Annotated in this window: 20 protein-coding genes; 15 read left to right on the forward strand and 5 right to left on the reverse strand. The window is 69.3% G+C overall.

Going from position 1 to position 21,914, the window contains the following annotated elements; all coding sequences use genetic code 11:
- Window positions 1-38: 38 nt before the first annotated feature.
- Both ASF65_RS18500 and ASF65_RS18505 read right to left on the reverse strand, forming a co-directional pair.
- Complete coding sequence (locus tag ASF65_RS18500; RefSeq protein ID WP_055892592.1) at window positions 39-854, reverse strand: SDR family oxidoreductase; 816 nt, start codon at window positions 852-854, stop codon at window positions 39-41.
- Complete coding sequence (locus ASF65_RS18505; RefSeq protein WP_055892595.1) at window positions 841-2,709, reverse strand: glycoside hydrolase family 15 protein; 1,869 nt, start codon at window positions 2,707-2,709, stop codon at window positions 841-843. Before ASF65_RS18505 ends, ASF65_RS18500 begins: the two co-directional genes overlap by 14 nt.
- Window positions 2,710-2,915: 206 nt before the next feature.
- Between ASF65_RS18505 and ASF65_RS18510 the strand changes: the two genes are divergently transcribed.
- The 8 genes from ASF65_RS18510 to phoB all read left to right on the forward strand — a co-directional run bounded on the left by ASF65_RS18510 (window position 2,916) and on the right by phoB (window position 11,639).
- Complete coding sequence (locus ASF65_RS18510; protein WP_156369388.1) at window positions 2,916-3,890, forward strand: hypothetical protein; 975 nt, start codon at window positions 2,916-2,918, stop codon at window positions 3,888-3,890.
- A 28-nt stretch (window positions 3,891-3,918) separates the two neighbouring features.
- Window positions 3,919-5,202 (forward strand): ATP-binding protein, encoded by a 1,284-nt coding sequence (locus tag ASF65_RS18515; RefSeq protein ID WP_055892601.1) that lies wholly within the window; start codon window positions 3,919-3,921, stop codon window positions 5,200-5,202.
- A 146-nt stretch (window positions 5,203-5,348) separates the two neighbouring features.
- A complete protein-coding gene (locus ASF65_RS18520; protein ID WP_055892603.1) occupies window positions 5,349-6,392 on the forward strand; it encodes a substrate-binding domain-containing protein in 1,044 nt (347 codons plus the stop codon).
- Window positions 6,393-6,495: 103 nt separating this feature from the next.
- On the forward strand, window positions 6,496-7,974 hold the full coding sequence (pstC, locus tag ASF65_RS18525; RefSeq protein ID WP_055892607.1) for a phosphate ABC transporter permease subunit PstC: 1,479 nt from the start codon (window positions 6,496-6,498) through the stop codon (window positions 7,972-7,974).
- Window positions 7,974-9,302 carry a phosphate ABC transporter permease PstA gene (gene pstA / locus ASF65_RS18530; RefSeq protein WP_055892610.1) on the forward strand — a complete coding sequence of 443 codons (1,329 nt, stop codon included), beginning with the start codon at window positions 7,974-7,976 and terminating at the stop codon, window positions 9,300-9,302. Before pstC ends, pstA begins: the two co-directional genes overlap by 1 nt.
- A 14-nt stretch (window positions 9,303-9,316) precedes the next feature.
- Entirely contained in the window at window positions 9,317-10,126 is an 810-nt protein-coding gene (gene pstB, locus ASF65_RS18535; RefSeq protein WP_280137651.1) for a phosphate ABC transporter ATP-binding protein PstB, read from the forward strand.
- A gap of 53 nt (window positions 10,127-10,179) precedes the next feature.
- On the forward strand, window positions 10,180-10,902 hold the full coding sequence (gene phoU, locus ASF65_RS18540) for a phosphate signaling complex protein PhoU (protein WP_055892616.1): 723 nt from the start codon (window positions 10,180-10,182) through the stop codon (window positions 10,900-10,902).
- Between the two features lie 2 nt (window positions 10,903-10,904).
- Window positions 10,905-11,639, forward strand: a complete 735-nt coding sequence (gene phoB, locus ASF65_RS18545; protein WP_055892619.1) for a phosphate regulon transcriptional regulator PhoB — start codon at window positions 10,905-10,907, stop codon at window positions 11,637-11,639.
- Between the two features lie 64 nt (window positions 11,640-11,703).
- Here phoB and ASF65_RS18550 read toward each other — a convergent pair whose 3' ends face one another.
- On the reverse strand, window positions 11,704-11,973 hold the full coding sequence (locus ASF65_RS18550; RefSeq protein ID WP_055892621.1) for a DUF3297 family protein: 270 nt from the start codon (window positions 11,971-11,973) through the stop codon (window positions 11,704-11,706).
- A gap of 126 nt (window positions 11,974-12,099) precedes the next feature.
- A complete protein-coding gene (locus ASF65_RS18555) occupies window positions 12,100-12,699 on the reverse strand; it encodes a GcrA family cell cycle regulator (RefSeq protein ID WP_055892626.1) in 600 nt (199 codons plus the stop codon).
- A gap of 414 nt (window positions 12,700-13,113) precedes the next feature.
- Here ASF65_RS18555 and ASF65_RS18560 point away from each other — a divergent pair, with 414 nt between their 5' ends.
- The 7 genes from ASF65_RS18560 (at window position 13,114) to ASF65_RS18590 (ending at window position 20,619) form a co-directional block, all read left to right on the forward strand.
- A complete protein-coding gene (locus ASF65_RS18560) occupies window positions 13,114-14,319 on the forward strand; it encodes an aspartate aminotransferase family protein (RefSeq protein WP_055892628.1) in 1,206 nt (401 codons plus the stop codon).
- A complete protein-coding gene (argF, locus tag ASF65_RS18565) occupies window positions 14,316-15,251 on the forward strand; it encodes an ornithine carbamoyltransferase (protein WP_055892632.1) in 936 nt (311 codons plus the stop codon). The genes ASF65_RS18560 and argF overlap by 4 nt, the downstream gene beginning before the upstream one ends.
- Window positions 15,244-16,242, forward strand: coding sequence for an Hsp33 family molecular chaperone (locus ASF65_RS18570; RefSeq protein WP_055892636.1), 999 nt, complete (start codon window positions 15,244-15,246; stop codon window positions 16,240-16,242). The genes argF and ASF65_RS18570 overlap by 8 nt, the downstream gene beginning before the upstream one ends.
- A 152-nt stretch (window positions 16,243-16,394) precedes the next feature.
- Complete coding sequence (locus ASF65_RS18575; RefSeq protein ID WP_055892638.1) at window positions 16,395-17,108, forward strand: glutathione S-transferase family protein; 714 nt, start codon at window positions 16,395-16,397, stop codon at window positions 17,106-17,108.
- A 71-nt stretch (window positions 17,109-17,179) separates the two neighbouring features.
- The gene (locus ASF65_RS18580) at window positions 17,180-17,893 is read left to right on the forward strand and encodes a GntR family transcriptional regulator (RefSeq protein WP_055893017.1); all 714 of its coding nucleotides are present in this window, start codon (window positions 17,180-17,182) and stop codon (window positions 17,891-17,893) included.
- 38 nt (window positions 17,894-17,931) lie between these two features.
- The gene (gene uxuA, locus ASF65_RS18585) at window positions 17,932-19,131 is read left to right on the forward strand and encodes a mannonate dehydratase (RefSeq protein ID WP_055892642.1); all 1,200 of its coding nucleotides are present in this window, start codon (window positions 17,932-17,934) and stop codon (window positions 19,129-19,131) included.
- Between the two features lie 81 nt (window positions 19,132-19,212).
- A complete protein-coding gene (locus ASF65_RS18590; protein WP_055892645.1) occupies window positions 19,213-20,619 on the forward strand; it encodes an FAD-binding oxidoreductase in 1,407 nt (468 codons plus the stop codon).
- Here the strand turns inward: ASF65_RS18590 and ASF65_RS18595 are convergent.
- Entirely contained in the window at window positions 20,616-21,839 is a 1,224-nt protein-coding gene (locus ASF65_RS18595; protein ID WP_055892652.1) for a serine hydrolase, read from the reverse strand. The genes ASF65_RS18590 and ASF65_RS18595 overlap by 4 nt on opposite strands.
- Window positions 21,840-21,914: the final 75 nt, after the last annotated feature.

The following is a 21,914-nucleotide window of genomic DNA, read 5'->3' on the forward strand; positions in this document are numbered from 1 at the left end:
GCGATGCGAAGGGCGGCCCGGAGCCGCCCTTTTTCGTGTCAGCCGTTGCCCTTGAAGCCGGGGTAAAGCGCCATGCCGCCGTCGACGAACAGCGTCTGCCCGGTGATGTAGTCCGCGGCATCGGAGGCGAGGAACGCGACCACGCGTCCGACATCCTCGGGATCGCCGACGCGCCCGTAGGGAATGAGCTTCAGCATCGCGTCCATGCCGCCCGCCTTCTCGCGCTCCGACTGGTTGATCGCGGTGGCGACGGCGCCGGGCGCGACCGCGTTGACGCGGATGCCCTCGGAGGCGACCTCCTGGGCGACCGATTCCATCAGGAGCTTCAGCCCGCCCTTGGAGGCCGCGTAGTTGACGTGGAAGGCCCAGGGAATGCGCTGGTGCACGGAGGAATCGAAGATCAGCTTGCCCAGCGCGCGGCTGACCTCCGGGCGGCGTCCCTTGGCGCGGAACCGGCGCACCGCCTCGCGCGCCATCAGGAAGCCCCCGGTGAGATTGGTGCTGATCACCGCGTTCCAGTCGTCGAGCGTCATGTCGGTGAGGGCGGCGTCCTTCTGGCGCCCGGCGTTGGACACGGCGATGTCGACCGGTCCGAGCTGGCGCTCCGCCTCGTCGAATAGGCGCGCGACATCGGCCTCCGCGCTGACATCGCCCTGAACGGGGATCGCGCGCCGCCCGAGCGCCTCGATCAGCGCGACGGTCTCCTCGGCGCCCTCGCGCGAGCCGCGGTAGTTCACCGCGACGTCTGCGCCCGCGCGCGCGAGCTCGACCGCGCAGGCGCGGCCGATGCCCGCTGAGGCGCCCGTGACGACGGCCACCTGGCCGGCGAGCGAAAGAAGGTCAGAAGATGCCATCGGGGTCCTCGATCATCTGGAAGCCGGCGTGGTGGGGGTCGGACCGGTCCGCCGTCAGCGCGCGGTTCAGCCAGATCGCCGCCGAGATCAGCGACAGGTGGGTGAGCGCCTGCGGGAAGTTGCCGAGATGCTGCCCGTCGGTGGAGAGTTCCTCGGCATAGAGGCCGAGATGGTTGGCGTAGGAGTGCAGCTTCTCGAACAGGAGCCGCGCCTCCGCGACATAGCCGGTGCGCGCCAGCGCCTCGACGTACCAGAACGAGCAGATCGAGAAGAAGCCTTCCTCACCCTCCAGCCCGTCGTCGTTCTCCGGCCCGTTGACGTAGCGCTTCACCAGGCAGTCGTGGACGAGATTCTCGCGCACCGCCTTCAAGGTCGACACCCACATCGGGTCGCGCGGGTTGATGAAGCGCACGAGCGGCATCAGGAGCACCACGGCATCCAGCGTATCGCCGCCCCGGAACTGCGTGAAGGCGCCGATCTCCGGGTTCCAGAACTCCTCGACGATGGTCTTCTGGATGGCATCGCGCTGCTGGCGCCAGGCGACGAGATCGGCCGGCATCGACTCGCGCGTGGCGATGCGGATGGCGCGGTCGATCGCCACCCAGCACATCAGGCGCGACGAGAGATATTCCTTGTCCTCGCCGCGGCTTTCCCAGATGCCCCGGTCGGGCAGGCGCCAGTTGACGCAGAGCCAGTCGATGAGCCCCGCGAGCTTCGCCCAGACCGAATAGCTCGGTTTTCCCCGCGCGCGCGTCGCGATGTAGACGGCGTCCATGAACTCGCCGAAGATATCCATCTGGCGCTGGTCGAAGGCGCCGTTGCCGACGCGCACCGGCTTCGAGCCGCCATAGCCGGACAGGTGCGGGAGTTCGGCTTCCGGAATCTGGGCGCGCCCGTCCATGCCGTACATGATCTGCAGGCCCGACCGGTCGCCGTCGCTGACCGTCACCCGCTCCATCAGGAAGTGGATGAAGGCCTCCGCCTCGTCGTAGTAGTTGAGGCGCGACAGGGCATAGAGGGTGAAGGCCGAGTCGCGAACCCAGCAGAAGCGGTAGTCCCAGTTGCGCTCGCCGCCGACGACCTCGGGCAGGCCGAAGGTCGCGGCGGCCGCGATCGAGCCGTGCTCGGCCGAGGTAAGAAGTTTCAGCGTCAGTGCCGAGCGCACCACGAGTTCGCGCCAGAAGGTCGGATACTGTCCGCGCGACACCCAGTCATGCCAGTAGGCCCGCGTCTCCCGGAACGAGGAGCGCACGTAGTCCATGTCGGGCACGCCCCAACCCTCGTGGCCCGGACACAGGATCGCGTAGACGGTCTCGCCTTCGCTCAGCGTGATCTCGCCGACGACCGTATTGTCCTCGATGCGCAGCGGGATCGAGGTGTGGAGCCACATGGTCTGGGGCGTCCCGTCGTCGCGCGACCAGGCGATGCGCGCGGTGCCCTCGTCCAGCGACACGGCCGGGCGCAGGCTCGCATATTCCGGCCGCGGGTCGAGATGCAGCGCGAAGGTGACGCGGCCCATGATCGCCTTGGCGCGACGCACGATGCGCCCGGAGCCGTCGAGCGGCATGAAGTCGGAAATTTCGCCGATGCCGTTCGGGCCGAGAAAGCGCGTGAGCAGGATATTGGTGTCGGGCAGGTAGATCTGCTTCTGGCCCATACCCTCGGCCATCGCCCACAGGCGGAACTCGCCGCCGTTCTCCGGGTCGAGCAGGCTGGCGAAGAGCGTCGGCGAATCGACATTGGGATGGCACAGGAAATCGATCCGCCCGTCGGGCGCCACCAGCGCGAGCGTCTTCAGATCGCCGATCACGCCATGTTGGCCGATCGGGTTGGGCGTGGCGTTCGGGGGCGGCATGGGGTGGATTTCGCACGCTGTTGGCTTGTTCGTCGGCAAAAGGTCGGGCGCCCCGGCGGAAAGGAAAGGCCGGATCGGTCGGGGCCTTGCGCCGCAGCACCGCGCGAAGGTTCGCGCGCGATTGCTCCATTCCGCCGCATTCGCTATCCAGATGCGATGCCGAGGCACCGTCGCGACGGTGTCGCCTCGATCGGCCGGGAGATGTCATGAGCGCAATGGAAGACAGCCTGCGACGCGCCCTCGCGGGTGGCGACGCGAGCGATCCGGCCTTCCGGGAAAGCATCTATGCCGCCTCCGAGCGCGCGCTGGAGCGGATGCTGGAAACGCGCGGCGGCAGCGAGGACGAGGCGAGCGCGCAGCGCGCCAAGCTCGCCGAGACGATCGACCGCGTCGAGGCCGACTACGCCGACTGGCCGTCCACCGCGGACGTCGCGGAAGCCGAGGCCGATCCGGGCTTCATGCCGCCGGCGGCCCCGTCCGCCGAACCCGGCGCCGCCCGCGTGCTCGAGCCTCGCAGCCCGCGCGCCCTCGATCCCGTGGAAGCCGCTGGCGAGCCGGCGGACGGGGCCTGGACGCCGGGCGGCGAGCGGGTGTCGGCCAGGCCTGCGCGCACCGGCCGCTCCGTGCTCCTGGCGGCCGTGGCCTTTGCGGTCGTCCTCGCGCTCCTCGCCTATTTCGTCGGCGGCATGATCCGCGGCTCGGGGGTGGACGCGCCGACGGCGCAGTCCGAGACATCCGCACTCGACTGGATCACCGTCTTCAGCGGCGACGATCTCGAAAGCCTGTCGACGCCCGAAGGCGGGCGGATCGAGGCGGCGCCCCGCTCGGGCGGGCGCGACGCCGTGCGCGTTTCCGGGCCGGCGACCGGCGAGGGCGAGGTGCTGATGGCGATCGGGCCGGGCGTCGTCGGCGAGATCGCCGGCTCCAACGTGCGAATCGAGGTGACGGCCGGCTCGCCCGACGGCACGCCGCGTGCGTTCTCCGTGCGCTGCCTCTTCGGCGGCACAAGCCTGTGCGAGCGCCAGAGCTTCTCCACCACGATGACCGAGGAAGCCTTCATCTTCGACGTGCCCGTGCCGGCCGATGCCCGCTCGCCCGCCTCGATCGCGATCGAGCCGGGCGTCGACGGCACCACCAACGATGTCGACGTCTTCTCGCTGCGCCTTCGCCGCGTCGGCTGATTCCCCTATCAAACGCACAAGGTGACGCGTGGACGAGACGGGACGCTCCGCCAGGGACACCGCGCGGCGCTGGCTGCGATACGCGCCGGCGCTGATCTGGGCGGCCGGCCTCGTGACCGCGGCCGCGACCACGCCGGAGATCCGAGCGACCGCCATCCTCTTCGTCGTCGCCGGCCTCGCGGTCCATCTTCTCCTGCGCAACGCGAACCGGACGCTGCCGAAGGGAGGCGCGAGCGCGCGCACCCGGCGCCAGCCGCTCTGGCCGGACGCCAGCGTGAAGAGCGTCGTCGAGGCGGTTCGCGAGCCGGCCCTCATCGTCGATCGCACGCTGGCGCTGCGCTATGCCAATGCCGGCGCGATGCGCGCCTTCGGGCCGCTCGTGCTCGGCGATCCGATCGCCATGCGGTTTCGCGCGCCCGATCTTCTGGCCGCGCTGGAGCGCGCGGTCGAGAACGACGAGGCCGAGCAGGAGGAACTGACCGAGCGCCTGCCGACGGATCGCTCCTGGGGCATCGACATCCTGCCGCTGCGCCTCGCCGGCGAGGCGCGTCCGCCGTTCTTCCTGCTGCTTCTGCGCGACCACACGCAGGCGCGGCGGCTGGAGCGTATGCGCACCGACTTCGTGGCCAATGCCAGCCACGAGCTGCGCACGCCGCTCGCCTCGCTCACCGGCTTCATCGAAACGCTGAAAGGGCCGGCGCGCGACGATGCCGCCGCGCGGGCCCGCTTCCTCGACATCATGCAGGATCAGGCGCGGCGCATGTCGCGGCTGATCGACGACCTCCTGTCCCTGTCGCGCATCGAGACGCGCCGGCGCCTGCGCGCCAACGAGGCGGCCGACATCGCCGACGTCCTGCGCACCGTCGCCCGGCAGCTCGGGCCCCAGGCCGCCGAGAGCGGGTTGGCGATCCAGCTCGTCGGGCTCGACGGCGACGGGGTCCTCGTCAACGGCGACCGCGACGAGCTGATCCAGGTCTTCGCCAACCTCATGGAGAACGCCTGCAAGTACGGCAGCGACGGCGGGCGCGTCGAGATCGGCCTCCGGCGCGACGGCGAGGGGATCGAGGCCTATGTCCGGGACTTCGGCAAGGGCATCAAGGCCGAGCACGTGCCGCGCCTCACCGAGCGCTTCTACCGGGTGGAGGAGGGCACCGCCGGCAAGCCGGGCACGGGCCTCGGCCTGTCGATCGTGCGGCATGTCCTCACCCGGCACCGCACGCGGCTGGCGATCACATCGGAGCCCGGAAAGGGCGCGACCTTCTCGGTCCGTTTCGTCCGTTTTTTGGATGCGTTCGATAAACCCGAGAGATAACAGCGGGTTGCGCTGTCATAAATTGCATATGCTGTTGTCATATAGGAGTTGCGCGGGGTCGATAGACCAAGCGGCGAACCGGCACCGCAGACTCATCGAAGTCGGGCGGTTCGCTTTCGAAACTCCATGACGGAGACAACCTCGTGTTGAACAAGACGCTTGCCGGCCTCGCGCTCGGCGCTGCCTTCGCCCTTTCCAGCCAGGCCTTCGCGCAGTCCGCCGAGCCCGTGCAGGCCGCCGGCTCCTCGACCGTGCTGCCCTATGCGCAGATCGTCGCCGAGAACTTCGGCGAGGTCTATCCGGACTTCCCGACCCCGGTGGTCGAGTCGGGCGGCACCTCGGGCGGCTTCCGCCAGTTCTGCCAGGGCGTCGGCCCGGCGACCGTCGACATCGCGAACGCCTCGCGCCCGATCTCGGATTCCGAGAAGAAGGCCTGCATGGACGGCGGCGTCAACGACATCCAGGAAGTGCGCTTCGGCTATGACGGCATCGTCTTCGCCTCGGCCGCTCAAGGCCCGAGCTTCGCGCTGACCCCGACCGCGGTCTTCAACGCGCTCGCCGCCAAGATCGTCAAGGACGGCAAGGTCGTCGACAACACCAACGCTGCCTGGAACGAGGCCGACGCGTCGCTGCCGAGCCAGCCGATCGCCGCCTTCATCCCGGCCGAGAACCACGGCACGCGCGAAGTCTTCGACCAGAAGGTCCTCGACGCCGGCTGCAAGGCCTCGGGCGCCCTGGAGGCCTTCAAGGCCGCCGGCATGGACGACAAGGCGGCCGCCGCGCAGTGCCACCAGGTCCGCAACGACGGCAAGGCGACCGACATCGCCGGCGACTACACCGAGACGCTGGCGCGCATCGCCGCCAACCCGCAGGGCATGGGCGTGTTCGGTCTCGCCTTCTACGAGCAGAACCAGGACAAGCTGAAGGTCGCGACCGTCGCCGGCGTGACCCCCTCGGTCGCCACCGTCGCCTCGGGCGAGTATCCGGTGTCGCGTCCGCTCTTCTTCTACGTGAAGAAGGCGCATATCGGCGTCGTTCCGGGCCTGTCCGAGTTCGTCGACTTCTTCCTGTCCGAGCAGATGATCGGCCCGGACGGCCCGCTCGCCCAGTACGGCCTCGTCCCGGCGCCGGACGCCCAGCGCGAGGAAGCCCGCCAGAAGTTCGCGGCCGGCACCACGATCGGCGGCTGACCGGAGTTTCGCGACGCGGCCCCATGCGGGCCGCGTCGTTCTTCTCGACGGCCCGGACTTCCGGGCCGTTTCGTTCGTTCATCCTGTCGGGAGACGCGGGACGGTGTCCATCCTTGCAATCGTTCTGACCGTGCTGGTGCTGGGCGCCGTCGGTTTCGTTCTGGCACGCCGACGAAGCGCCATGCTCGCCGCCGCGTCCACCGACAAGCTGCATTCACGCTCGATCTATCACGGGGTCTACGCCGCCATGGCGACGACGATCCCGGCGCTCCTCCTGATGGCGATCTGGCTCGCCGTCTCGCCCGTCGTGGTGACGAGCCTCGTCGTCGTGCCGGACGCGACCGCGACCGAGACGAACCTTGCGCCCGCGCTGCGCGCCAGCCTCGTGCGCTCGATCGGGCAGGGCATCCGCCTCCTTCCGCCCGAGGAGCGCGAGAACCTCGAAGAGATCAACGTCGCGGACCTGCGCCCGATGCTCGCCCGGCGCGGCATCCCGGTGCCGACCGAGGCGACCGACTCGATGATCCGCCAGGCGCTCGAGCGCAACCGGCTCGAAGACACGAGCCGCATCGCGATGACGGTCGTCGTGGTAGGCGTTGCGCTCGCCGGCCTTGTCTTCGCGCTGCGCCGCGTCGCCGTCCGTCTTCGCGCCCGCAACCAGGTCGAGCGGGTGGTCAAGTCGTTCCTGGTCCTCTGCTCCTCGATCGCGATCCTCACGACGGTCGGCATCGTCTCGTCGATGCTCTTCGAATCGATCGACTTCTTCAGCCGTGTGCCGCCGTCGAGTTTCTTCTTCGGCACCGTCTGGGAGCCGCGCTTCGCGGCCGCCGGGTCGACCGCGACCGGCCAGTTCGGCCTCATCCCGCTCCTCATCGGCACGCTTTACATCGCCTTCGTCGCGATGCTCTTCGCGGTGCCGGTCGGCCTGTTCGCCGCGATCTACATGGCGGAATACGCCTCGAACCGCGTGCGCTCGGTGGTGAAGCCGCTGCTGGAGGTCCTCGCGGGCATCCCCACCATCGTCTACGGCTTCTTCGCCCTGATCACGGTCGGCCCGTTCCTGCGCGACCTCTCGGCCGACATCAACGGCCTCCTGACGGGCGACTACACGAGCTTCATCCAGGCCCAGTCGATCCTGACCGCCGGCCTCGTGATGGGCATCATGCTGATCCCCTTCGTGTCGTCGCTGTCGGACGACATCATCACCGCCGTGCCGCGCTCGCTTCGCGACGGGTCGCTGGGCCTTGGCGCGACGCCGTCCGAGACGGTGAAGAAGGTGGTGCTTCCGGCCGCGCTTCCGGGCATCGTCTCGGCGCTCCTCCTCACCGCCTCGCGCGCCATCGGCGAGACGATGATCGTGGTGCTGGCGGCCGGCATCGCCGCCAACATCACCGCCAACCCGTTCGAGGCGATGACGACGGTCACCATCAAGATCGTCTCGCAGCTGACCGGCGATCTCGACTTCACCTCGCCGCAGAGCCTCGTCGCCTTCGCGCTCGGCATCACGCTGTTCGCGATCACCCTCGTCCTCAACGTCATCGCGCTGGCGATCGTGCGCAAGTATCGGGAGCAGTACGACTGATGAGCGACGCGACCTTCCCCACCGGCGGCCGCACGGTCGCCGACGCCAAGGCGCCGCCGCGCCGCGACATCGGCCTGAAGAAGCGCTACGCCTCCGAGCGTCGCTTCAAGGCCTACGGCATCTCGGCGATCGCGATCGGCATGATCTTCCTGGCGACGCTGCTCTACACCGTGATCAGCCAGGGCTACACCGCCTTCTGGCAGACGCAGATCCGCCTGCCGATCACCTTCTCGCAATCCGTGATCGACCCGAAGAACACGGGCGGCAAGGACATGCAGGCGCTGCGCCTCGCCAACTATCCGAAGCTCGTCCAGGACGCGCTGGTCCAGCGCCTCGGCATCGACCCGAACAATCGCGCCGACGTCGCGGCCGCGACCCAGCTCGTCTCGCAGGGCGTGCGCACCCAGCTCGGCGGCATGGTGATGTCGGATCTTTCCGTCATCGGCACCACGCAGGACGTCTGGCTCTATGCCAACTCCACCGTGGACTCGGCCGTGAAGGGTCAGTTCGACCTGTCGATCCCCGAGGAGCGCCGTCCGATCAAGGACAAGCAGCTCGAGTGGATCCGCACGCTCGAGCAGTCGGGCGACCTCGAGCAGCGCTTCAACACCGGCCTCTTCACCTTCGGCGCCTCGTCGCGCGCCGAGACGGCGGGCGTCGGCGTCGCGATCATCGGCTCGCTCTACATGATGGCGATCGTGCTGGCGCTGGCGCTGCCGATCGGTGTCGCCGCTTCGATCTACCTCGAGGAGTTCGCCCCGAAGAACCGCTTCACCGACTTCATCGAGGTGAACATCAACAACCTCGCGGCCGTGCCTTCGATCGTCTACGGCCTTCTCGGCCTTGCGATCTTCGTCAACTACATGGGGCTGCCGCGCTCGGCCTCGCTGGTCGGCGGCCTGGTGCTGACGCTGATGACGCTGCCGACGATCATCATCGCGACGCGCGCGGCGCTGAAGGCGGTGCCGCCCTCGATCCGCGCCGCCGCCCTCGGTCTCGGCGCCTCCAAGATGCAGATGGTGTTCCACCATGTCCTGCCGCTCGCGATGCCCGGCATCCTGACCGGCACGATCATCGGCCTTGCCCATGCGCTCGGCGAGACCGCGCCGCTCCTCCTGATCGGCATGGTGGCCTTCGTCGCCAACTATCCGGCGACGCCGATGGACCCGGCCACCGCGCTGCCCGTTCAGATCTACATGTGGGCGAACGAGGCCGAGCGCGCCTTCGTCGAGCGCACCTCCGGCGCGATCATCGTGCTGCTCCTTTTCCTGGCCGTGATGAACATCACGGCGATCATTCTTCGCCGCCGCTTCGAGCGGCGCTGGTAGAGGCGACACTCATGATGGAACAGCTTCCGATCAAGGCGGGCGCACCGGTGGCCGCGGGCAGGACCCCCGCCGCCAAGATGCGCGGCAAGGGCGTCTCGGTCTTCTACGGCCAGAAGCAGGCGCTCTTCGCGGTCGATCTCGACGTCTACGAGCGGCAGGTGACGGCGCTGATCGGCCCGTCGGGCTGCGGCAAGTCGACCTTCCTGCGCACGCTCAACCGCATGAACGACACGGTGGAGGGCGCGCGCGTCGAGGGCCTCGTGGCGCTCGACGGCGAGGACATCTACAATTCGGGCATCGACGTCGTGGAACTTCGTGCCCGCGTCGGCATGGTGTTCCAGAAGCCGAACCCGTTCCCGAAGTCGATCTTCGAGAACATCTCCTACGGCCCGAAGATCCACGGTCTCGCCAAGTCCAAGACGGACCTCGAGGAGATCGTCGTCACCTCGCTGCGCAAGGCGGGCCTGTTCGAGGAGGTGAAGGACCGGCTGCACGATCCCGGCACGGGCCTCTCGGGCGGCCAGCAGCAGCGCCTGTGCATCGCCCGCGCCATCGCCGTCAGCCCCGAGGTCATCCTCATGGACGAGCCCTGTTCGGCGCTCGATCCGATTGCGACCGCGACCGTCGAGGAACTGATCGACGAGCTGCGCCAGAACTACACGATCGTGATCGTCACGCACTCGATGCAGCAGGCGGCCCGCGTCTCGCAGCGCACCGCGATGTTCCACCTGGGCAAGATCGTCGAGGTCGGCCCGACCGAGAAGATGTTCCAGAATCCGGACGACAAGCGGACGCAGGACTACATCACCGGCCGCTTCGGCTGACCGGATCGAGGCACAACCGGGCGGCGGCCCCAATCCATGAAGGGAGACGCGTCATGGAACACCATATCGTCACGTCCTACGACGAGGAACTGAAGTTCATCCTGCGCCGCATCTCCGAGATGGGCGGCCAGGCGGAGCGCATGGTGGAGCAGGCCGTGTCGGCCCTGATCCGCTCGGATGCCGGGCTCGCCCAGTCGGTGGTCGCCGACGACGTCCTTCTCGACGCCGCCCAGCGCGAGATCGACGAGCACGCGATCATGACCATCGGCAAGCGCCAGCCGATGGCCCACGACCTGCGCGAGATCGTCGGTGCGATCCGCATCTCGAACGATCTCGAGCGCATCGGCGATCTCGGCAAGAACATCGCCAAGCGCGTGCTCGCCACGCAGGAGCACACCCAGCCGGTGCAGCTCGTGCGCGGCATCGAGCACATGTCGGAACTGGCGCTCGGCCAGTTGAAGGAGGTGCTCGACGCCTATGCCACGCGCGATCACCTGCGCGCCGAGGCGATCCGCCGGGGCGACCAGGAGATCGACGCCCTCTACACCTCGATCTTCCGCGAGCTCCTGACCTACATGATGGAGGATCCGCGCAACATCACCGCCTGCACGCATCTCCTGTTCTCGGCCAAGAACATCGAGCGCATCGGCGACCACGCGACCAACATCGCGGAGACGATCTTCTACATCAAGACCGGCAGCCAGATGGAGATCGAGCGCCCAAAGGGCGACTCGACCCCGACCCTGGTCGCGCCGGTCGGCGCACGGGGCGCCTGACGATGGCGCCGCGGATCACGGTGGTCGAGGACGAGGAGGCGCTCTCGATCCTCCTTCGCTACAATCTCGAGGCCGAGGGCTACGTGGTCGATACGATCGCGCGCGGCGACGAGGCGGATCTGCGCCTCAAGGAGCAGGTGCCCGACCTTCTGCTCCTCGACTGGATGCTGCCGGGCCTCTCGGGCGTCGAGCTCTGCCGGCGCCTTCGGGCACGGCCCGAGACCGGGCGGCTGCCGATCATCATGCTGACGGCGCGCGGCGAGGAGTCCGAGCGCGTGCGCGGCCTGTCGACCGGCGCCGACGACTACGTGGTGAAGCCGTTCTCGACGCCGGAGCTCATGGCCCGCGTGCGCGCCATGCTCCGCCGCGTGAAGCCGGAGCGGATCTCCTCGCAGCTTGTCGCCGGCGACATCGACCTCGACCGCGAGACGCATCGCGTGCGCCGGGCGGGCCGCGAGCTGAAGCTCGGGCCGACGGAGTTCAAGCTTCTGGAATTCTTGATGCAGTCGCCGGGCCGGGTGTTCTCGCGCGAGCAGCTGCTCGACGGTGTCTGGGGCCGCGACATCTATGTCGACGAGCGCACGGTCGACGTCCATGTCGGGCGCCTGCGCAAGGCGGTGAACCGCGGGCGCCAGCGCGATCCGATCCGCACCGTCCGCGGCGCGGGCTATGCGCTGGACGAGACGTTCACGGCCGCCGCGCCGCGCGCTTCGAGCGTTCGCCCAGAGGCCGTCTGACGGCCTCGGAGTTCAGGCTGGGGTAAGGGAGCGGGCGGCCGGTTTCCCGGCCGTCGCGCAGCGATTACGCCGCGTCGCCCTTGAGGAAGGGCTCGACCGTACCCTTCAGCTTCAGGAGGATCGGCTTGCCCTTGCGGTCGCGCGCCGTGCCGGCCGCGACCTTGATCCAGCCTTCGCTGACGCAATATTCCTCGACATTGGTCTTCTCGGAGCCGTTGAAGCGGATACCGATGCCTTGCGACAGCAGGTCCTCGTTGTGGAACGGGCTGTCGGGATCGATGGCGAGGCGGTCGGGAAGGGTGTCTTGGCGGTCGGGAAGGGTGTCTTGGGTCATGGGCGCCCCCATAGCGCAAGCGCCCGGCCCATGCCAGTGCGCGGTGGCGAATGTCTCGCGGCTCTCCCTCAAGACGAAACGGCCCCGCGCTGGGGCGAGGCCGTTTTCCAAGGTGCGAGCCAGACGTCAGCGAACGCGGCGGCGCTCCGACACCGGCTGGAACGCGATGCGCGCGTGATGCTGGCAGTAGGGCGAAGCGTCCGGCGCATGGTTGCCGCAGAAGCGGAACTCGTCCGACAGCGGATCGCCGAGCGGCCATTTACAGGTGCGGTCCGACAGCTGGACGAGCGTCAGGTTGCGCGAGATCGGAACCACCTCGGCGGGGCCGTGCGCCACCTCGGCGCGCCCGACGATCTCGTCCTGCTCGTCCGGCTCCACCTCGATCTTCAGCGCGGTCGCGCCGAGCGTCGCAGGACGCACGGTGCGCGGGGCCGCTGCCACCGCCGGGCTGATGACGGCGACCGCGGGGGTCTGGACCGGCAGGACGCGCGGTGCCGGCACCTCTTCGGGCATCGTCTCGACGAGAACCGGGCGGGGGGCGCGGGGCGCGATCGACGCTTCGATCGGCGCCGAGGCCTTGAGCCGGCTGTCGAGCTTCAGACGATGGACCTTGCCGATCACGGCGTTGCGGGTCACGCCGCCCAGTTGCGCGGCGATCTGGCTGGCGCTCAGGCCATCGCCCCACAGTTGCTTGAGAAGATCGATCCGCTCGTCGGTCCAGCTCATGAACTGACTCCTAACTCTTGACCCGTGCGACGCGTCGCCGATCCGCGCAGCATGAAAGAGGACGATCCTCGAACCACCAGATCTGGTGGACAACCGATCTCGTCGCACGAAATATGGTGTCCAGGCCCAACTTAACGCGCCGCAGGGCGCTGTGGCAAGGTGCGCACAGTGTTGCACGAATCGCTTTTGCGGTTTTTCAACAGGTCAATGCGCCGGGGCGAGCGGGCGGAACGGCCGCAAATCCGGGGTTTCGATTGACAATCCCGCGTTGCGACATGGTATAGCGAGCCGCTGCCGCGGGCCCGTTTCCAAGGGCTCGTCCACCGTGAGGGCGGCACGGCGGCAAGCCCCGAGCGGGCCGCCATGTGCCGTCGCCCAGAACCCGTTCCGGGAAAAACCGAAGAAGTCAGCCCCATGTCCGAGCACGACAACCCGCTTTTCGCCACCTTCGCCCGTGCGGACCTGCGCGTCGAGCGAGGTGAGGGCGTGTGGCTCGTGACCGAGGACGGCCGGCGGTTCCTCGACTTCACCGGCGGCATCGCAGTCAACTCGCTGGGCCACGCGCACCCGCATCTCGTGGCCGCCCTGAGCGAGCAGGCGGCCCGGCTGTGGCACGTCTCGAACCTCTTCCAGATTCCGGGGCAGGAGCGCCTCGCCGCGCGCCTCGTCGAGGCGTCCTTCGCCGACAAGGTGTTCTTCACCAATTCTGGCGCCGAGGCGCTGGAATGCGCGATCAAGACCGCTCGGCGCTACCAGTACGTCTCGGGGCATCCCGAGCGCTTCCGCATCGTGACCTTCGAGGGTGCCTTCCACGGGCGGACCCTCGCGACCATCGCGGCCGGCGGCCAGAAGAAGTATCTCGAGGGCTTCGGCCCGAAGGTCGAGGGCTTCGACCAGGTGGCCTTCGGCGACATCGAGCTGGTGCGCGCGGCCGTCGGGCCGGAGACCGCCGGCATCCTGATCGAGCCGATCCAGGGCGAGGGCGGCGTGCGGTCCGCGGCGCCCGAGTTCCTGCGCCAGCTTCGCGCGCTCTGCGACGAGCACGGCCTGATGCTGATCTTCGACGAGGTTCAGACCGGCGTCGGGCGCACCGGCCGCTTCTTCGCCTACGAGAACGCAGGCGTCGAGCCCGACATCCTGGCGTCGGCCAAGGGCATCGGCGGCGGCTTCCCGCTCGGCGCGTGCCTCGCCACGGCCGAGGCCGCCAAAGGCATGACGGCCGGCACCCACGGCACGACGTTCGGCGGCAACCCGCTCGGCATGGCGGTCGGCAATGCCGTGCTCGACGTCGTCCTCGCCGACGGCTTCCTCGACGAGGTGCGCCATACCGCGCTTCTCTTCAAGCAGAGCCTCGCCTCGCTGAAGGACCGCTTCCCCGACATCGTCGAGGAGGTGCGCGGCGAGGGACTTCTCATCGGCCTCAAGCCCCGCGTGCCGAACGGCCAGTTCGTGGAGACGCTGCGCCGTCACCAGATGCTGGCGGCGCCCGCCGGCGACAACGTGGTGCGCTTCCTGCCGCCGCTGGTCGTCAGCGCGGACGAAGTGCGCGAGGCGATGAACCGGATCGAGGCGGCCTGCGCCGAACTGTCGGCCGGCTCCAGCGAAAGCTCCGCAGCATGAACGCTTCGATCCAGCACCCCCGGCACTTCCTCGACCTGTCGGCCATGTCGCAGGGTGACCTGCGCGCCATCCTCGACGATGCCGGCGAGCGCAAGGCGCTCGGCCGCGCCGGGCCGAAGCCGCTCGACGGGCGGGTGCTGGCCATGATCTTTGAGAAGCCCTCAACGCGCACCCGCGTGTCGTTCGACGTCGCCATGCGCCAGCTCGGCGGCGAGACGCTGTTCCTGTCGGGCTCGGAAATGCAGCTCGGCCGCGCCGAGACGATCGCCGACACGGCGCGCGTCCTGTCGCGCTACGTCGACGCGATCATGATCCGCACCACCGAGCACGCCCGCCTTCTGGAAATGGCCGAGGCCGCGACCGTGCCGGTGATTAACGCTTTAACCGACGACACGCATCCCTGCCAGATCATGGCCGATCTCCTCACCTTCGAGGAGCATCGCGGGCCGGTGAAGGGTCGGACTTTCGCGTGGACCGGCGACGGCAACAATGTCCTCAATTCGCTGATTGAGGCGGCGGGCGCCTTCGACTTCTCGCTGCGCATCGCGACCCCTGAGGGTTCCGACCCCGACCCGCGCTATGTCGAGCGCGCGCGCGCCGCCGGAACGCGCCTGCACCTCACGCGCGACGCCGAAGAGGCCGTTTCGGGCGCCGACTGCGTCGTCACCGACACCTGGGTCTCGATGGGGCGCGAGGCCGAGGCGCGCGGCCACAACGTCTTCATGCCCTATCAGGTCAATGCGGCACTGATGACCCGCGCCAACCCGCAGGCGCTCTTCATGCACTGCCTGCCCGCCCACCGCGGCGAGGAGGTGACCGACGAAGTGATCGACGGGCCGCAGTCGGTGGTGTTCGACGAGGCCGAGAACCGACTCCACGCGCAGAAGTCGATCCTGGCCTGGGCTTTCGGCGAGGTGGCCGCGCATGGCTGACCATAGCCCCGAACTCGGCGAATTCGGCTTTGCCGGCGACGATGCGGTGGTGCCGTTCGCGGTCGAGGCGCTCGACGCGCGCGGCCGCGCGGTGCAGCTCGGCTCGATGGTCGACGCGATCCTCGCGCGCCACGACTATCCCGAGCCGGTCGCCCGGCTTCTGGCCGAGATGATCGTCCTGACCGTCCTTCTCGGCACTTCGCTGAAGTTCGACGGCAAGTTCATCGCGCAGACGCAGACTGACGGGCCGGTCGATCTCCTCGTGGTGGACTTCACCATGCCGTCGAGCGTGCGGGCCTATGCCCGCTTCGATGCCGATCGCCTCGCCGAGGCGATCGAGGCGAAGCGCGTCGAATCGACCGAGCTCCTCGGCAACGGCGTTCTCGCGCTGACGATCGACCAGGGCCCGCACATGCAGCGCTACCAAGGCATCGTCGAATTGTCCGGCGCCTCGCTGGAAGCGGTGGCGGAAACCTATTTTCGCCAGTCCGAGCAGATCCCGACCACGGTTCGTCTGGCCGTCGCGCGCATCGCGCGCCGGCAGGACGGCGGCGGTTTCCTGCAAGGGTGGCGCGCTGGCGGCCTCATCGCGCAGTTTCTGCCCGAAGCGCCCGAACGGATGCGCATGGTCGACCTGCCGGGCGGCGACGCCCCGGAGGGAGCGGAGGTCGAGATCTACGACGAGGACGACGCCTGGACCGAGGTGCAGGCGCTGGTCGGCACCGTCGAGCCGTCGGAGCTCGCCGATCCCGATGTCGGGGTCGAGCGTCTCCTGTTCCGCCTGTTCCACGAACGGGGCGTGCGCGTCTTCCCGGCGACACCGGTGCGCGACGACTGCTCGTGCAATCGCGAGAAGATCCGCGGCGTGCTTCAGGGCTTCTCGGCCGACGATCTCGCCCACAGCACGCAAGACGGCCGCATTCAGGTGACCTGCGAGTTCTGCGGCGAAGCCTACGAGTTCGCCCCGGAGGAGTTCGAACCGCAGTCCTGACGACGGCGGGGCGAGCCGCCCGCCGCCGGGCACGGCTCGGGAGGCACCCGCCGAGCGCCGGGTGCCCGGACGCCGCGTCTTGGAGCCGGTTGTCGCGGCGACGTCGCTGTTCCATCCTCGCGGCCGCTGCCGCCACCCGAGGATGATCCCGCATGGACGCCGAAGCCTTTCGCCGCGGTCCGATCCGCATCACTGCCTATGACTGGGTGCCGCGGTTCGCTGAGGGGCACGTGCGCGACCTGCGGCTGCGCTGGGCGCTCGAAGAAGCCGGATTGCCCTACGAGGTCGACCTCGTGGCGCAGGGGGCGCAGCGCGGGCCCGCCAATCTCCAGCGGCAGCCCTTCGGGCAGGTGCCCGCCATGACGGTCGGCGGGCAGACGCTCTTCGAGACGGGCGCCTGCGTCTGGCGCATCGCGGAGACGAGCGACGCGCTTCTGCCGGCGGACGAGGCGGAGCGCGACGCCTGTCTCTCCTGGACCTTCGCCGCGCTCGATACGATCGAGAAGCCGATCGCCATGATGGCCATGCTCCGGTTCTTCACCAAGGACAAGGCGGCGGCCGCCGCGGTCGAGCCCGACGTGTCGGCGCTTCTCGCCGAGCGCCTCGGGCGCTTGGCCGGGACGCTCGGCGACGCTCCGTTTCTGGTCGGCGAGCGCTTCACGGTTGCCGACCTGATGATGACCGCCGTTCTGCGCGATGCGGAAGAGGTCGACCTGCAGGCGTTCCCGTCGCTCATCGCCTATGTCGCCCGTCACGAGGCGCGCCCGGCGTTTCAGGCGGCGCTCGACGCCCAGCTCGTGCCGTTTCGCGAGAATGCGGCGCGCTACCGCCGTCCACGCTCCGGCGCCATCGATCGGTTGGGCTGACGGACGACTTCTCAAGCTCATACTGGCATACTAGTATGCCAGTATGAGCTTGTCCGTTGCCGCGTCTTCCGATGTCTGATGCGCCGTCCGCCCTTGGTCGCGGAGGCCCCGCCGCGGTGCGCCCGGCGCGCCGGGTCACGTCGGCGACGCAGGTCTTCGAGACCCTGCGGGCGGACATCGTGGCGGCTCGACTTCCGCCGGGCACGCCGCTCGCCGACCGCGGGCTGGTGGAACGGTTCGGCGTCAGCCGGACGCCGGTCCGCGAAGCTCTCACCCGTCTGTCGGAAATCGGCCTCGTCGACGTGCGGCCGCAGGCCGGAACCTTCGTCTCCCGCGTGCCCGTCGCGGCGATCCCGGAGGCGGTGCTGATCCGCAAGGCGCTGGAAGGCGTCACAGTCGAGAAGGCCGCCGAGCGGGCAGAGGCGGGTCGTCTCGGGTCGCTGGAGCGTCTCGTTCGGCGGCAGAAGGCCTGCGCGGCGGCGGGCGACAACGACGGGTTCCACGAGGCCGACGAGGCCTTTCACGCGGCCATCGCCGATCTCGCCGGCCATCCCGGCATCTGGGCACTGGTGACGCAGGCCAAGGTCCAACTCGACCGCGCGCGCCGCCTGACGCTGCCGATCCTCGGCCGGGCCGAGCAGGTGATCGTCGAGCACGAGACGATCGTGGCGCGGATCGCCGCGAACGACGCCCGGGGAGCGCGGCACGCGATGGAGGGACACCTCGGCGCCGTCATTCCCGATGTCGCCGAGATCCGCAGCCGCCATCCCGACTATTTCATTTGAGGACTGCCGGCACCCGCGCCGGACGAGGGGGAGTATCGATGCGCCAAGGATGGAGATGGTTCGGACCGAAGGCCAGCGTGACGCTGGACGAGGTCCGGCAGGTGGGGGCGACCGATGTCGTCTCGGCGCTGCACGAGATGCCGATCGGCAAGGTGTGGACGCGTGAGGCGGTCGAAGCGCGACGCGATCTGATCGAGACGACGCCGCCCGGCCGCACGCCGCTCGCCTGGTCGGTGGTGGAAAGCATCCCGATCCCGGACGCCGTGAAGCGCACCGGGGGCGCCGCCAGATCCGAGATCGAGGCCTGGATCGCCAGTCTCGAAAGCGTTGCGAAGGCCGGCATCGGCACGGTCTGCTACAACTTCATGCCGGTGGTGGACTGGTGCCGCACCGACCTCGACTTCGTGACCGACACCGGCGCGACGGCGATGCGCTTCGACTTCGAGACCTTTGCCGCGTTCGAGTTGCACATCCTCCAGCGGCAGGGTGCCGAGCGCGACTACACGCCGGAGGAGCAGGCGCGGGCCCGCGCGCGCTTCGAGGCGATGGGCGAGGGCGAGGTCGCCGATCTCACGCGCAACATCGCGAGCGCGCTGCCGGGCTCGACCACCGAGCCGATGACCATCCCGGCCTTCCGCGACAAGCTCGATCAGTATCGCGATGTCGACGCCGCGCGCCTGCGCCGGCACCTCGTCGAGTTTCTGGAGGCGGTGACGCCGGCAGCCGAAACCTTGGGCGTCAAGCTGACGCTGCACCCCGACGATCCGCCGCGCCCGCTCTTCGGCCTGCCGCGCGTTGCCTCGACGGAGGACGACTACGCCGCGCTCTTTGAGGCCGTGCCGTCCGCCGCCAACGGCATGTGCTTCTGCACGGGAAGCCTCGGGGTGCGCGCCGACAACGACCTGCCGGCGATCGCCCGCCGCTTCGCGTCGCGCATCCACTTCGCCCATCTGCGCGCCACCAAGCGCGAGACGGACCCGCGCACGTTCCACGAATCGGCCCATCTCGAGGGCGACGTCGACATGGTCGCCGTCCTCAAGGAACTCGTCGCCGAGGACCGCCGCCGCGACAAGGGCGCGACCATCGTCTTCCGGTCCGACCACGGGCACCGGATGCTCGACGACCTCCACAAGGATGTGACGCCCGGCTATCCCGCGACGGGGCGCATGCGGGGCCTTGCCGAACTGCGCGGCATCCTCCACGCCCTCGACCATCCGCCGGAGCGCCCGTCTGCCTGACGGCCGGACGGCCGTGGCGGTTGTGCTCGGCCCCCTCCCGCCTCTACAGGTCGTCCGATCGAGGTGAGGAGCGGGACGGGCATGACGGAACTGGCGGAGCGTCTGGCGGAGATCCTTGGGCCCAAGGGGTGGATGCCGGCGGCCGAAGCCGGGCCCTTTCAGCGGGACTGGCTGGACCGATACGGGGCGCCGCCGCTCGGCGTCGCACGGCCCGCCTCTACCGCCGAGGTCTCGGCGGTTCTGGCGGCGGCGCATGCCGCCGGCGTCGCCGTCGTGCCGCAAGGGGGCAACACGGGCCTGTGCGGCGGCGCGGTGCTGGGCAGCCCCGGCGGGGTGATCCTGTCGCTCGGGCGCATGAACGGTTGCGGCGCGCCCGATGCGGCCTCGGGTTCGATCGAGGTCGAGGCGGGGCTGGTGCTGCAGGTGCTGCACGATCGTCTCGACGGGTCCGGCCTGATGTTCCCGATGCATCTGGGCGCCGAAGGCAGCGCGCAGGTGGGCGGGCTGATCGGCACCAATGCCGGGGGCAGCCACGCCTTCCGTTTCGGGATGATGCAGGATCTGGTCCTCGGCCTCGAAGTGGTGCTCGCCGACGGCACGGTCTGGAACGGCATGCGCGCCGTCCAGAAGGACAATGCGGGCTACCAGCTTCGCCGCCTCTTCTGCGGCTCGGAAGGGACACTCGGGGTCGTCACGCGGGCCGTCCTGAAGCTGCATCCCGCGCCCCGCCAGCGCGCGACCGCGCTCCTCGTCCTGCTGGACGAGGCGGCGGCTGTCACCTTCGGCACGCGGCTTCGCGCCGAGGCCGGCGAGGTGCTGACGGGGCTCGAATTCTTCTGCGAGCTCGGTCTCGACCTCGCGCTGCGCCACGTGACCTCGCTCGGCTATCCGCTCGAGACGCGCGGCGGCACCTATCTCCTCGTCGAGATCGCCAGCGCCTCGGAGCGGATGCCGCTCGAGGACATCCTCACCGCGATGCTCGAATGGGGCATGGAGGAGGGCCTCGTGCTGGATGGAACGATCGCCGCCTCGGACGCGCAGCGCGGCGCCTTCTGGCGGCTGCGCGAGGAGCAGCCGGAGGGCCAGCGGCTCGAGGGTGCTCAGCTCAAGCACGACGTCGCCGTGCCGCCCGGCCGGATCGCCGAGTTCGTGGCGGCGGCAGGCGCGCGGTGCGAGGCCATCCTGTCCGGCGTGCGGATCAATCCGTTCGGGCATCTCGCCGACGGCAACATCCACTACAACCTGTCGCCGCCGGAGGGGGCCGCCGACTTTGGCGGCACGGCGCAGGAGCTCGGGCTCGCCGTCGCAGGGCTGGCGACCGAGATGGGCGGCAGCTTTGCCGCCGAGCATGGGCTCGGGCAGGCCAAGATCGCGCTTGCCGACGCGCTTCGCTCGCCCGTTGAGCGCCAGCTCATGCGCTCGATCCGCCGGGCGCTCGACCCGGCGGCGGTCCTCAACCCTTCAGCCGTGGTTTCGGCGCGCGACTAGTCGAGCGCGGCGGCGACCGCGTCGAAGAAGACCAGCGGGTCCACCGGCTCCTTGCCGGTGGGCTTGGGCTGCGCGCCGAAGGTGACGATGACGACGTTGCGCTTCGGGTTGATGTAGATGTTCTGGCCCTGGATCCCGATCGCGGCGAACGCCCCGTCGGCGATCGAGGGCTCGGTCCAGCCGGTCCACCACATGTAGCCGTAGTCGAGCTTCGAGCCGTCCTTGAGGGTCGTCGGCCCCGCGGCCGCCCTCACCCAGCCGTCCGGCAGGATGGAGGCGCCGCCGATCACCCCGTTCTCCAGGAAGAACTGGCCGAAGCGCGCGAAGTCGCGAAGGGTCGCCGAGAGGCCGGAGCCGCCGATCTCGTGGCCGTCCGGGGAATCCAGCCACCAGTTGGCGTCGGCCTCCATGCCGTAGGGCACCCAGATCTTCTCGGAGAGGTAGTCTGCGAGCGGCTTGCCGACCGCGCCGCGCACGATCTCGCCAAGCACCTGCGTCTCGCCGGTCGAGTAGGTGTTGACCGTGCCGGGCTCGGCGGCGCGCGGCAGGCTCGCCATCAGCTTCATCGCCGAGCCCGGCTCCTGCGAGATCTGCGCCTTCAGGAGGGCGCGGCGGTCGGAGGCGGGGTCGGTGTAGGTCTCGTTCCAGCGCACGCCCGAGCTCATCATCAGGATGTCACGCAAGGTGACGCCCTCGTAGGCGCTGCCCTTCAGCGCCTCGACATATTGGGTGACCGGCGCGTCGAGGCCGGAGAGCTTGCCCTCCTTGATCGCGATCGCGGCGAGCGTCGAGGTGATCGACTTGGCGACCGACATCGACATCCAGCGCGTTTCGGGCGTGTTGCCGCGCTGATAGGTCTCGTAGGCGACCTTGCCGTCCTTCAGAACGATCATCGCGGTGAAGCTGTCGAGCGCCAGGACGTCGTAGAGGTCGTAGGTCTCCTCGCCCGAGCGGAAGCTGACCTCGCCGAGCGGCTTCTCGGCCGGCCGCAGCTCGCGCACCGTGCCGCCCGCCCGGATCGTGCGCGTCGGGAAGAGGCGGTCGATGTTGCGGAAGGTGGCAACCGCTTCGTCCGGCAGGAGCTTGCCGTCGTAGATCTGCGAGACGGTCCCGATGCGCTCGCCGCCGTGCGGACTGTCGGCGGCCCGCGCCGGCAGCGCCGCCACCAGGGCCGAGACCGCGGCCAAGGCGAGGCCCGTCGTTGCAAATCGTTTCATCATGGAATGTCTCCCCAAATCAGCGAGGGGAGTGTTTCCCGGCAGGACCGGCGGGGCAACCCGTCCGATGGTGATTTG

Origin of the sequence: Aureimonas sp. Leaf324 (assembly GCF_001423245.1) — a bacterium.
Taxonomy (GTDB): domain Bacteria; phylum Pseudomonadota; class Alphaproteobacteria; order Rhizobiales; family Rhizobiaceae; genus Aureimonas.